Genomic DNA, 12048 nt, shown 5'->3' with positions numbered 1-12048 from the left:
ACGGAGCGTTCGCTCGAATGAGGCTTTGGCTGCGGCGCGTGGCGCCGCGGCAGCCTCTTCCCGTTTCCATCATCCTCTGAAACGCCGTCCGCTGAACCCGGACCGGCCAGGAGACCCTGCATGTCCGCAGACATCACGTCCACCCACCCATTATCATCGACGTCACGCCGCCTGAAGCGGAACAGCGCGAGAGCTTCCAAACCCAATCAACCTCTTGTGGCTCCGGGTCCGCAGGACGACCCAGCTCTGATCATCGGCCTCGCTCTTGCGGTTGCCCGGCAGGGGTCATCGAACATGCGCGAGATTCCCTCCGTGGTGCTGGAACCACTCCGCCGCCTGGCAGAATCCGGTGATCCCGCCTGCCGGCTGGTTCTCGACTGCCTCAACAGGAGGGCAGGCGCCAATCATCGGACGTTCGCGCGTCAGGGCGTGCTGCCGGAAATTGTTTCCGTTCACCCAGCAATGAAGGAGGATCGCTGATGGATCGTCTGTCCTCCTTCCTGGTCCGCCGACTGCATCATGTCGAGCGCCGGGCCGTCCGCCGTCTCGCGGTCCGCAACGGTCTTCTGACGATGACGACCGCTATTGTCGACGGTCATGTCATCGGCCGCTTCAGTCCCGTCTTCGATCAATCCCATCTCAGCGGCGATGTCCAGCGGGACCTTCAGTGGGTGCGAGATCATCTTGCAGGCTTTCTGATCGCGGCGCCGCAAGACGGTCATGGCCGACCTATTCTTGCTCCGCCCGTACCGGTTTGGCTGGGCCACCTCAGACGGCATCCGACAAACTCTGACGCTACTGACACCACTGCACATGCCTACACGGTCCGTGTCGTTGCCGAGGCCGGTTACAAGCCCAGCGTCAAGCAAATGGCTACTCTGTTGTTGCTTGCCGCGGCCATGGAACAGTCAGGCGTCTCGCTGCGCGATCTGGGCGCGGTACTGCGCCAGCCGGCACCCGTCTTCTCCGTGGCGGTCCTCGCCGACGGCTTTGAGCGGGCCTTGGCGCAGCTCATCGAAGAGACCGGTGTCGTACCCTATGGACCTTACAACGGCGTGGCGGCGGATTTTGCTTTCACCGACGATCTCTGGAGGTGGGTAGACAGCGAGACCCGGCGTATCTTCCTACAGGTCCCCGCTGGCGAGACCAATCGTCCGAGCCGGGCGGCCCTGCGCGGGCAATTGCTGCGGGCGCTTGCGGATGGCACGCCGGTACTTGCCGTGTCGGAGACACATAATGGCGTGCCTGACCAGGTCGATCTGACATGCGATATCAGACTGACGGGCGCCGGGATCGATCGCCTGCTGATCGCCGATCTGCTGGAAGCCATCTATGGCAGCGAGGTGGTCATGCGTTTTGACAGCAGCATCGCGAAACTCGATGCCGGTGCGCTAACGCTCGACGATCTGGCTATCGCCATTCGGCCAGGACGCCCGATCCTCTCTAGCCTCGATGCGCTCTCAGGGCTCGCGGCGCTCAATCGCGAGGACAGGGAAGATGACAAGAACGGAGACAAGGCTGATGCCTCGCGGCGGCTGATCACACAGAGCCCTAGCGAGCGAAGAGAGCAGACGTCGCGGGATGGCGGCAATAGCGGCGATCGCGCGGCGTCGACGTCGACCGCCTCGTCCAAGGGCAAGGCGAAATCGAAAAGCAAGCCCACGGGCGCCGAGGTGATCCAGCCGGAGGCCGTCGAGGATGCATTTTTGCCGATCGCACCGCCTGTCCTGCGTGTCGAGACGCTGACCGGCTATGGCGCTGCAAAAGATTGGGCGCTCGGCCTGAAAGTCGATCTCACAGACTATCTGTCGGGTGAACTCGCCTGGTCGCAGATGAGCACGAAGCTGCTTCTCTCGGGAGCCCCAGGGACTGGCAAGACCACCTTCGCACGCGCCTTGTGCAACACGCTGCAGGTGCCGCTGGTCGTGACGTCCGTCTCGACCTGGCTGCAAGGCGAGTATCTGCATGATGTGCTGGACCGCATGGCAAACACGTTCGCGGAAGCCCGACGTCAGGCGCCGTCCATCCTGTTCATCGATGAGATCGACGGCATCGGTCAGCGTGCCTCGGCGTCGCGACCCTACGCCGACTACTGGAACGCCTGCGTCAACAAGCTGTTGGAGCTTCTCGACGGCGCGCTGAAAACCGACGGCGTCATCGTCGTCGGCGCTACCAATCGGCCGGACGAAATCGATGAGGCGATCCGCCGCTCGGGGCGGCTGGAAACGCAAATCGAGATCCCGCGCCCCGATATTCCGACCCTCGTCGGCATTCTCGCCCATCATTTGGGCAGCGACCTCGATGCCGTCGCCATGTCGGACACCCAGATCGGAGGTCAGCCATGACGGGAAACACCAAAATTGGCGGCTCGATGGACGAGATCGAGGTCATCCTTGAGGATGACGGAGAGCGCGGCATCGACACGCCAGAGACGGCCGAGCATGATAACCCAGTGCTTCAGGCGTTTCGACGTCTGGCAACACGAGCAATGGGCCTGACTGGCGCCGACATCGAACGGATCGTCCGCGAAGCGCGATTGAAAGCTCGCCGCGAAAAGCGTCGCGTTACTTATGCCGATGTCGAGGCCGGCATCCGCGGTCACCGGCCGCCGGTCCAGTATGACGTCCGCTGGCGTTTCGCGATCCACGAGTCCGGCCATGCGGTGGTGCATCACGCTCTGCGTCTCGGGTCGATCAAGGGGCTGACGATCGACGCCAAGGACGGCGGCCACAACATGGTAACCTTTGCGACCAGTACGCCAGATACCGAAGATTGGTACGGGCGGCTGCTTGCAATGCTGATGGCAGGCCGCGCCGCCGAGCTGATTGTGCTCAAGACCGTATCGGCAGGCTCCGGCGGCGCCGAAGAGAGCGACCTGGCGCGCGCAACTCGCGTCGCGCTGGATATGGAACAGGCACTCGGCTTCGGTGGCCGTCATCCGCTGCTCTACCTCGGACACAAGGATCCGACCGCGATCCTCAGCCGCGACGCCGATCTGGCAGAGCGGGTGCATCGGCGGCTCGAGTTCGCGCATGCACGGGCGACGGAGGTCATCATCGAGAACCGGCAGCCCTTCGACCGGCTGGTGCGCGCGCTCTTCGACGCCCAGGCGCTCGATGGCGAGGCAGTCGGTACCATCCTCAACGCCTCGGCGTAGCAGCTCCACGATCTGCCGCCGTGCCAAGCATGGTGACGGACCGGTCGAAGGTCGTTATCCTCGGCATCAAGTTGTCGGCACATCGACTCGATTTGCTTCCCCTTACCCGCAACCTGAAACAAATTGCGCTGATTGGATTCAGAAGTACCGAGCAGCGATTCAAAGCTGTAGGCAAACGATTCTTTTCCCGAGACTTTTGTTTCCAATCTCCGGGCGACCGATTCGGAGTTCGAAAAATCCGATTCAGGCAATCACGCCGAACGGTGCAGCAGTGACCAGCGCCATCGTCAGACTGCCCGGCCTGGTGAGCAGTTGGTTGCCGACAATGGCATTCAACGTGCCCGCAACTCGAAACAAATTGCGCTCATTCGATTCTAAACTCGAAAATTCCGATTCAAAACACAATGATTCCGTTTCGGCGACAAACGCCTTGCGCCATGCCGCCGGTCCCCTGACCATTATAGTGCCATCGATAACAACAAGGGGGGAGATATGGCACGACAGACTCAGGAGGAGCGGAACGCCAAGCAGCGGGAACGGCAGCAGCGACTGCGGGACCGGCATCGGGCCGAGCGGCGCCCGGATCGCGACGACGTCGCGCGAGCGATGCTGTTCTGGACGATCAGCAGCTATCTCGACCAGGGACGACAGGACTGGATAGAGGAGCTGAGCGACGCCGTTGTCGGGGTTCTCGTTGACCAGGGCTTTGACGAGCGGGCAGCCGACGAGGTCTTTGATGATCTCGTCGATCGCTACGCCCGCGACGACCGGCCCTTTCGAAGTAAGCCTCACCTGCGGGGCTGACGATTTCTGGCCATCTGCTCTGCCTGATCACCGACATTCTGCAAACGGCGTTCACATTCGGGACTTCGTCCCCCCGTTACTTCGTGAAACGCCGTTTGCAACTGAATCGTTTTTCTTGAGCATTTTGGCACGCAGCAGTCCAATTCACCCAGGTGAGCGCACGACGTCGCGCTCGCCACCTCTGCGGAACTCGGGAAATCATTTCCGCCTCGGCGGGCCGGCAACCCGCTTGCGCTTGGCGATTGCATCGAAATCCAGTCCTCTGAAGATCGAGTAGTCGATCTCCGGATCGAGTGGCAGGGTCTTCAGCTTGCGCGCTTCCTTTTCCGTTGCGACGTCGAAGCCGTAGAGGTCGTGCTCGTCGTTCCCGGCACTGTGTCCCGCTTGGACACGGCGTTCGCGCGGATCGACGCCCGAGTCGCGCATGTCCTGGATGTTCCCGCCCCGAAGGGAGTGGAAGACCTCGCGTCGACCGACACTTTCCTCGCCAGCCTTGGGCTTGATCCCTGCTTTCCTGAGCAGCCGCTGCATATAGGAGGAGCCGCTCTTACTCGGGTCCCCAAGCTTCATGATGTTGGGAAACAGAAAGTTCGAGCCCTGGCGGCTCGCCCAGTCGATGAACCCGATTTCCTTCAGGAAGTCGTGCAAAACGAAGTAGCGTTCGCTGTCCTGTGTCTTGACCGGGACGGTGGTCCAGATGCCATTGATCTGAGAGAGGCGCGTCACTTGCCCCACCCATACCTCGGGGAACTGTTCCCGGATGTCGTTTCCGCGCAGATGGATCAGCAGTCCCAGGCGTCGAGAGGTGAGATGACCGAGGAGCGGCAGCATGATGTCCTCCATCAGCCCGGACTCAATACCCGTCCTGAACAGGGTATTCATTTTTGACGTGCCAATGGGTGTTGCCTTACGTGGGCTCGCCGCCGTCTTCGGAATTCTGATCTTTGCGCCAACGAAGGGGTCGGTGAAGCCGCCAGCGGTTATATCGGAGCGGATCGCTGCCTTGATGACGGCCAGATAGCCTTCCTGGAGCGTTTTCTCTGCCAACGGTTTCAGGTGAAGGTCCTTGTTGTTTTCGATGACCTGCCACGGCGTCATGTCCGGATCGCGCTGGTTGTTGTCTCCCGGCCAGAACTGCATGTAATTGATAAAGGCCTGAAGATCCGCGGGAACATAGGTATTTACGGGGTGATCACCGATCAATTCGATGAAGAGAGCAAGCCGACTTTCTGCTGTCGAAAGGTCGCGGGCGATGTTGGCTCCGCCGGAGTTTCTCCGGCCAGCCAGATATGTCGGAATGACGTCGCTCAGCCGCTTCTTATCTGACTTTGGCCGCCACACAGTCCGGCGGTCCAATTCGAAGGCGGGGATCAATCTCCCATTGGCGTCGCGAGGATCTTCCGGTGGTCTTATTTTATCGCTTTCAGGAGGAATAATGGGTGCGACGTTGTCCGCAGTCTGATGTGACATCGACATGGAGCTCAGGCTCCGTACCGGTTGCTGTGCAGTATTCGTGAGCGCGGACGATGCAGACAGTTTTGCGATTGCCGACAGATTCAAAATGTCCGCATTGCCAACGATGAGTTCGTTGAACGGCTCGCCGCGGGTCTGCTTCTCCAGTTCCCGGTTGAGATCGACGAGGTCGCGGATGCCAGCAGCCTTCTGCATCTCCTCGACGGGGATTGGTGCGTCCGAGCGGTCGATCATCCGGAGATAGGCCTTCAGCTCGCCCTTCATTTCGGCCACGGCTTCCAGCGCCTGCTTTTCACTGTCCTCGGCGTCGTCTTGCTGCATGTCTCTACCGTGCCTCATCGAATCGAACATCAATCTGGCTCTTGCCGCCAGAAGGTCGGCCAGGAGTCTCGCGCGCCGGTGAGAGCAGGCGCCGAGACTGAGCCGCAAGGGAGGGATGGCACGCGTGCCGCCGCTCGTCTTCGGCATCTTAATCTGGAAGATGTAAACGGACCCTGATTTGGCGAGATAAGGCCCCGGTCCTCTAGCGCCAGCCGACTTTGTTTCAGGCGTCTGATTCGACGGCTCTGGCGATACCCCGACGTGTACCGGAAGGTGTACCGGGCGCGATACCTGCATGATTTTCACTCCTCAAGAGCCGCTGGCGAGCAGAGGTTTTGCGAGGAAATCCAAGGATTTGCAGGTAATCTGGCGGAGAGCGATTACAACTTGGCGGAGAGGGTGGGATTCGAACCCACGATACCCTTGCAGGTATGCCGCATTTCGAGTGCGGTGCATACCATTATGCACCTCTCCGCCGGAATGAACTACGAGGTTAGAGCTGGCTCGGGAAAACTGCACAGCTAGGATAAGTGGAAGCTCTGCCTGACTTCGGCTTAGATGCCGGAAACAGGAGAGACCATGACGAGACGACCGCGCCGGAACCATAGCCCGGCTTTCAAGGCAAAAGTAGCGCTCGCCGCCATCAGGGGCGAGCAGACGCTTGTGGAATTGTCCCAGCAATTTTACGTGCACGCCAACCAGATCAAACAATGGAAAGACCAGCTCCTTGAGGGGCGACAGGCGTTTTTGGTGATGAAGCGAAGGCGGAACCGGCGGGTCCAACCGTCGATGTCAAAACACTGCACGCCAAGATCGGCGAACTGACACTGGAGAACGATTTTTTATCCGGTGCGCTCGGCAAGGCGGGATTGCTGGGCGGAAAGAAATGATCGACCGCCAGCATAAGCTATCAGTCGTGCGCCAGGCGAAGCTTCTCGGCTTCAGCCGTGGCAGTGTCTATTATCTGCCTCGTCCGGTGTCTGACGGCGATCTGGCTCTGATGCGCCGGATCGACGAATTGCATCTTGACTACCCCTTTGCCGGACGTCGGATGTTGCAAGGGCTTTTGAGGGGAGAAGGGTTACAAAACGGTAGACTTCACGTCGCCACGCTGATGAAGAAGATCGGCATCGAGGCGATCTACTGCACGCCTCCCGCTTTCCAGTATCCTTCGTCTCGGCCAGCACGATTAGCGCGCCGGGCAGTTCGTCTTTGCTGAGCGCATCGGCCCCGGTAGCGATCACTAGTTCGCCAAGTTGCTGGACCTTACGACGGCTCCGGCTGTGCTGACCACGGTATTCAGAAAAAAAGAAACCCTCCGGCGGGGAGGGTTCGAGTGGTGCCGACCTCACAGGGCTGCGAGGAGGGATGGGCGGAGGGGAAAGGTCCGTCCGCTCATTCAATGCCGGCAGGGGGGAACGGTTCCACGACTGTCCGGAATATTCGCAGGGATCTGCATTCTCACGCTGCTTGTGATCCCCTGTCAGCAGATCGTGAGGACAGGCTGCGCCATCCTCCGTGGTCCCTGTTTTTCGCGCTTGCGGGTGACGGTTGTCATATCCGCGGGCCGAGCCTTTGCGTCTGTCCAAGGGTGAGGGTCTGCTTTTCGACCAGTGCAGCGCGATGCGTCCGCTCCACCAGTCCGACCAGCTGTTTGATCCGTTCGACGGAGACATGCGCGTCCGCCGTAATTCGGAGCCTGGCCAGATGCTCGTTGCGCAGGTTTGCGGTTCCGAACCGTGTTTGCAGGGCGTTGTCGATATCTTGCGCTTCCTCCAGCGCCTTGCGGCCTTCTGCAGAGTTCATCATCTGCTTCACGTAACCTGGCTTTTCGCTATATGGCAGGGCGTCGAGGCGAGTGAGAATGTCCTCGCTGCGCGCTGTGAGGGCGGGTACCTCGACGACATCGCACCTCTCACGCTTCCATGTTTCAGAGTTGCGTTCGCGCTCCAACTGCCGTTTCCATGTTCTGGCGATATCGTGACGGGTAAAGACGCTCTGTCCCGATGTGATGAGGGCAAGCACCTGTTCGGGACGACGGCGGATGAGTTCGGCGTTCCGGCGTGCCGCGTCGTCGTCGATGTGGCTGCGGGAGACATCGATACCACGCTGCTTCATCTGCGCGGCATGCACGCCCATATGGCCAGTCGGTTCGATGGCAAGACCGCGCGACAGATGCGAACGGTGGTCGACACGGCGGTCGAGACCGGCCTGCAGGAGATGACGGTTGACGAGACCGGCAAAGGCCTCGCGGATCTGTTTTAACTGCATCTGTGTGGTCGGCAGGCCCCGGTCGATCAGCCATCTGTTCTCGCGCTCGATGAGGGTCTTTTCTCCAGGGCCGTCAGCCGTGATCACCCGGGTGGTCATGACGACATGGGCGTGGATGTTGCGCTCGTCGCTCTTGCCCTGCGGCACGTGAATGGCGAAGTCGACGGCAGCGCCGAACCGATTGGAAAGATCAGCGGCAAAGGCCCGTGTCAGCGCCAGCCGTCCGGCATCGGACAGTTCATGCGGAAGGGCGATCTCGAACTCGCGGGCGACACGGGCATCGCAGCGGCGTTCGGCAAATTCTGCCGCGTTCCAGAGCAGGGCACGATCGCGCGCCCATGGGGCATCGAGACCATCGGGCAGGATGATTTCCGCATGAACGACACCCTTCTTTGCGGTGAAGTCGTGCGTAATGCATTCACGTTCATTGAGGATCCTGCTGGCGGTGCGATAGGCGATGGCGGCGACCGCACTTTTGCCGGCATTGCGGCCAATCGGTTTTACACTGAAGTGATAGATCGCCATGCCGTCTCCAGATAAAATGCGCCGGCAGAAAGAACCCTGCGCTGGAGCCGGGGCTCGGTCGCCAACTTCGGCGCAGATCCCTCCCGCAGCGCGGCGGTTTTGCCTGCAACAAGGGTGCAACTCGTAAGTGCGCCCTTATCGAATTCAGTCTAGCGGGACGGTGACGGCTGGCTATCTGCAGATCTGCAGCAGCATGTGTTGCGAGCTGACCCTGCTACCCTGCCTCGAGGGAAAGAGAGCGTCGTGTAGCGTGGATGATGCGGGCAGTTTCGTGGAGGCGGAACGACGGTCAGGGACGAGGGGTACCGGCAAAAAAATCTCTCAGCGGGAATAGCTGTTAAAGCCCAGGGCTGGCAGTGCCGATCGTCGCAATAATGGTAGAGGCAGAGCGAACCGCCGGCAGGGAAACCTGTGTTTCCGACGATGCCTCAAGGCAAATGCAGGTGACGATGGAAGAGGCTATGGCTGCCGGCAATGAAGAGGATGGCTGGTCGCCTTGGGCAAAGCTCGGTCTTTTGCTTGCCTGCATGAGCCGGGCCTTGATCCGCGCCACTTCGGCTTTGCAGGACCGGGCGGTTTCGTTGAGGTCTGGCGCTGTGTGATGCCGATCGTCAACTGCTTGAAGCGTTGCGCAACCGGGGAAACGCGGATGAGAGCGGCTGAGCGTTGCCGGCTCTCAGCCAAGCTGACGTTCAATTGCGGGCTTGTCGATCACCGACCAGACCCTGCGGATTTTCATGTGCTCAACTTCGTAGAATACATGCTCGCAGAACTGAACCCTCCTGCCATTGACCGGAAGGCCCATGAAGGTGGATTTGGGCGTGCAGTCGAACGGAAGCCGAGCGGCAATGCGCGTCGCGTCGCTGACAAGGATCTCTGCCTCGAACCGCAGGTCGGGAATGTCGTTAAAGTCGTTCACCAGCATGTCGCGATAGCCCGACAGCCCGAAGGGCCGGCCATTGTGTTCGACATTGTCGGCGACGAAGGTTCCGAGATCATCGAAAGCCTGAAGGTTGAGGCAGTCGAGGTAAGCCAGATAGATGTCCTGAAGTGTCGGCATGTGTTTCTCCGTGCGGATGGAGGCCGTTTTTTTGCGGTGAGGCCGATAAATCCTACCTGGCTCTCACCGTTTCGTTAACTAGCCCTTCCCGAACTGACCTCGTTGACATGACGGTTCGTTCACAGCAAAAAGTTCTCAACCGAAGGGGAGTTGAACGTGCATGACAAGCTCGCGGGTAAATGCTGAGGTTCTCCTGAATCTCGGTTTCATAGATGTGGGGAAATGGCGTCTGAAAGACGATTTCATTACTTACGAGCTTGACGGTGAAAACGCTGCCTCAAATCGAATTCTGCTGGAAGCACCGAACGCGCTATACGCATTCGTGCGTGAAGACCGGGTTCTCTACATTGGGAAGACGGCGCGTTCGATCAGGAAGCGATATGCCGGATACTGTCGTCCTGGTAGCTCGCAAGCCACGAACCAGCGTTGCCATCGCAACATAAGAACGGTGATCGCGGATGGCGGTACGGTCCGCATCTTTGTTTTTACGCCGATAACTCATCTTCAGTATCTGGATTTTGAAATCAATCTGGCTGCCGGACTGGAGGACAGCCTGATCCGTGAGTTTGAGCCGCCTTGGAACGGAAAGGATAGAGGTCGTGCGATCTCGGAAGACGCAGAACGTGAGGAGGAACAGGAAGCCGAGCTTGATGATCCGGCTACCGCCGAGGCCGATCTGTATTCACGCACGCCGGACAGCGTATTGGCGTCTTTTTCTGTCGTGCTGGGACCTACTTATTATAAAATGGGAATCCTCAACCCCGGCGCCGATGCCAGCAAATTTTTGGGAAAGGATGGAGAAGCTATCCAGGTCAAATTCAGTGACGGTAATCCGACAGTCGTTTCGAAGATCAACCGGAGCGCCAATCGAACCGGGGCTGTCAGAGTGGTAGGCCAGAATTCCAATGTTGCCAGATGGTTTCAGGCACACTTCGATGAGGGAGATGTAGTCGAAGGCGTTGTGCTCGATGCACATACAATCGAACTGGTACGCCATTAGCACGCTTTTGTCCGACAAACTGGACAGGCGAAATGGCGGGCGTTAGTTCGGTTGTTTCAATAGCTGATTATCGGCGATTGTTGACCCAGATACCATATCCGTTTTCGTTCTCTGCTAAGAACTCAATTCCAGCTTCTTCAAAAACCAACTTGATCGTCGCGACCGTGTTGTCTTTGAGCGGGTCACCACGTTCAAGCCGCGACACGGTCTGCGTCGAGACGCCGGCAATTCTGGCCAGTTCACGGACACCCCAGCCAAGCGCTACACGAGCAAGTTTGCACTGAGCGCCATTCATTTCACTACACTGTTGTGATTTTTCTTGCTCGTTGACATCTAATTTCGTAACCTCCGAAGCTGTAATCGGCTGGACTCAGTGTTGGTACCACTTCGTCCAGCCTAACCACAATCTAGCTAGCTGGAGCTTGGATCATGGCTGATTCTGAGAATAGCAGAACTTTACCTAAAATTTCGTGCGCAAATGCATTCCCCAACGAGACGTTTGTCGACAACCTGCCAAGCGTGATCAACCGGCGCAATCTTTTGCCGCTGGCGGCACGGATCCTGCCGATGCTGCTTAACGATCTTCCCTCGCGCACCATTGCCGGACCGGTGCATGCCAAGGAGCTGTGGCCGGACTGGTACGACATGTATCGGCAGCGCCTTGCCGCCGAGCGCGAATGCCGGGAACTCGAGGCGCGACTGCTGGAAGAAGCCGGCGGTCGTCCTTCCGTCGTGATTACCGTTGACAATGGTGGCCCATCGCTTGGCACTGTTTCCTCCTTTGAGGAGATCAGGGAACTGGCGCCGCGGATTGGCGCCGATGCGGCAGAGAGCGCACGTCTGGAGTTGCTGAGGCTGAGACGGGCATGGAATGCGGCCGACCGTCGTATCGGCTACAGCGCAAGCCTTGCGAAGGCGCAGGATCTTGCCCGGTTCGAGGGCATTGCCGGGCGCGTCCTGATTTCGCTGCAGCCCTATTACATCCACGATATCGCCGCCAAGCTTCATTGCATGCTGGTGATGTACGATCCGGAGCTTCGCAAGGAAGACACCCCCTGGCCGGAACTGCGACGCATGCTGCGTGAACTGATCCAGCCTTACTGGTCTGTGATTGAGCCGCAGTCGCGTATCCGCCTGTTGCGGCCGAAGACGCGCGAAACACCGTTTCAGGAGGAAAGGGGCAGGATCGCCGTGTAAGCGGCGTGAAGGGCTCGGTAGGGCGCGGCAACGGTCTTTGGTGAACAGGATCGTTGCCGGTCCTTCGGCGCCCTGCGACGGCGAGACACAAGCACGTCCTGCCTATGCGGCAAGGCCCGTTACCAGATAAGCCGACAGCAGAAGTAGGGTGATTATTGTGAAGAATATCAGTCCTGCCGCCAGTTCATCGAACCGGCCGTCGCGTTCATTGCGGTACCAGTCGTAAGCCATAGCCAACCT

The 12048-nt window shown here is 59.3% G+C and carries 10 protein-coding genes, 1 tRNA gene and 3 pseudogenes; 7 read left to right on the top strand and 7 right to left on the bottom strand.

Annotated elements, in window-relative coordinates; genetic code table 11:
* Positions 1 to 120 precede the first annotated feature (120 nt).
* Genes BLU28_RS25095 through BLU28_RS25085 form a run of 3 tightly spaced genes read left to right on the top strand, consistent with a single transcriptional unit; the run spans position 121 to position 3157 of the window.
* The gene (locus BLU28_RS25095) at positions 121 to 480 is read left to right on the top strand and encodes a hypothetical protein (RefSeq protein ID WP_139190434.1); all 360 of its coding nucleotides are present in this window, start codon (positions 121 to 123) and stop codon (positions 478 to 480) included.
* Positions 480 to 2345 (top strand): AAA family ATPase, encoded by a 1866-nt coding sequence (locus BLU28_RS25090; RefSeq protein ID WP_077987204.1) that lies wholly within the window; start codon positions 480 to 482, stop codon positions 2343 to 2345. The genes BLU28_RS25095 and BLU28_RS25090 overlap by 1 nt, the downstream gene beginning before the upstream one ends.
* Positions 2342 to 3157 (top strand): ATP-dependent metallopeptidase FtsH/Yme1/Tma family protein, encoded by an 816-nt coding sequence (locus BLU28_RS25085; protein WP_077987205.1) that lies wholly within the window; start codon positions 2342 to 2344, stop codon positions 3155 to 3157. Before BLU28_RS25090 ends, BLU28_RS25085 begins: the two co-directional genes overlap by 4 nt.
* Before the next feature lie 243 nt (positions 3158 to 3400).
* On the opposite strand, the gene BLU28_RS26465 is transcribed toward BLU28_RS25085, so the two are convergent.
* The 3 genes from BLU28_RS26465 to BLU28_RS25065 form a co-directional block, all read right to left on the bottom strand.
* A complete protein-coding gene (locus BLU28_RS26465) occupies positions 3401 to 3949 on the bottom strand; it encodes a hypothetical protein (protein ID WP_175477741.1) in 549 nt (182 codons plus the stop codon).
* 210 nt (positions 3950 to 4159) lie between these two features.
* A complete protein-coding gene (locus BLU28_RS25070) occupies positions 4160 to 5902 on the bottom strand; it encodes a site-specific integrase (protein WP_139190433.1) in 1743 nt (580 codons plus the stop codon).
* A gap of 241 nt (positions 5903 to 6143) precedes the next feature.
* Positions 6144 to 6229, bottom strand: a tRNA-Ser gene (locus BLU28_RS25065).
* A gap of 105 nt (positions 6230 to 6334) precedes the next feature.
* On the opposite strand from BLU28_RS25065, the pseudogene BLU28_RS25060 reads away from it, so the two are divergent.
* Positions 6335 to 6908 (top strand): annotated as a pseudogene (locus BLU28_RS25060) (transposase family protein); the annotation flags it as partial.
* On the opposite strand, the pseudogene BLU28_RS25055 reads toward BLU28_RS25060, so the two are convergent.
* Both BLU28_RS25055 and mobQ read right to left on the bottom strand, forming a co-directional pair.
* A pseudogene (locus BLU28_RS25055) lies at positions 6895 to 7107 on the bottom strand (conjugal transfer protein TraD); the annotation flags it as partial. The pseudogenes BLU28_RS25060 and BLU28_RS25055 sit on opposite strands and share 14 nt — an antisense overlap.
* A gap of 598 nt (positions 7108 to 7705) precedes the next feature.
* A pseudogene (gene mobQ, locus BLU28_RS25050) lies at positions 7706 to 8551 on the bottom strand (MobQ family relaxase); the annotation flags it as partial.
* Between the two features lie 356 nt (positions 8552 to 8907).
* Between mobQ and BLU28_RS26170 the strand changes: the two are divergent.
* Positions 8908 to 9153 (top strand): hypothetical protein, encoded by a 246-nt coding sequence (locus BLU28_RS26170; protein WP_139190432.1) that lies wholly within the window; start codon positions 8908 to 8910, stop codon positions 9151 to 9153.
* A gap of 74 nt (positions 9154 to 9227) precedes the next feature.
* Here the strand turns inward: BLU28_RS26170 and BLU28_RS25045 are convergent, their stop codons facing one another.
* Positions 9228 to 9611, bottom strand: coding sequence for an ester cyclase (locus tag BLU28_RS25045; protein WP_077987211.1), 384 nt, complete (start codon positions 9609 to 9611; stop codon positions 9228 to 9230).
* A 160-nt stretch (positions 9612 to 9771) separates the two neighbouring features.
* Between BLU28_RS25045 and BLU28_RS25040 the strand changes: the two genes are divergently transcribed.
* The gene (locus tag BLU28_RS25040; RefSeq protein WP_077987212.1) at positions 9772 to 10611 is read left to right on the top strand and encodes a GIY-YIG nuclease family protein; all 840 of its coding nucleotides are present in this window, start codon (positions 9772 to 9774) and stop codon (positions 10609 to 10611) included.
* Positions 10612 to 10678: 67 nt separating this feature from the next.
* On the opposite strand, the gene BLU28_RS25035 is transcribed toward BLU28_RS25040, so the two are convergent.
* Positions 10679 to 10906 (bottom strand): helix-turn-helix domain-containing protein, encoded by a 228-nt coding sequence (locus tag BLU28_RS25035; RefSeq protein ID WP_077987213.1) that lies wholly within the window; start codon positions 10904 to 10906, stop codon positions 10679 to 10681.
* A gap of 134 nt (positions 10907 to 11040) precedes the next feature.
* Here BLU28_RS25035 and BLU28_RS25030 point away from each other — a divergent pair, with 134 nt between their 5' ends.
* Positions 11041 to 11808 (top strand): hypothetical protein, encoded by a 768-nt coding sequence (locus tag BLU28_RS25030; RefSeq protein WP_139190431.1) that lies wholly within the window; start codon positions 11041 to 11043, stop codon positions 11806 to 11808.
* Positions 11809 to 12048: the final 240 nt, after the last annotated feature.

The organism is Agrobacterium pusense (assembly GCF_900102105.1).
GTDB lineage: Bacteria > Pseudomonadota > Alphaproteobacteria > Rhizobiales > Rhizobiaceae > Agrobacterium > Agrobacterium pusense.
The sequence above is the reverse complement of the archived record's forward strand: the minus strand, read 5'-3'. Positions and strand labels throughout refer to the sequence as shown.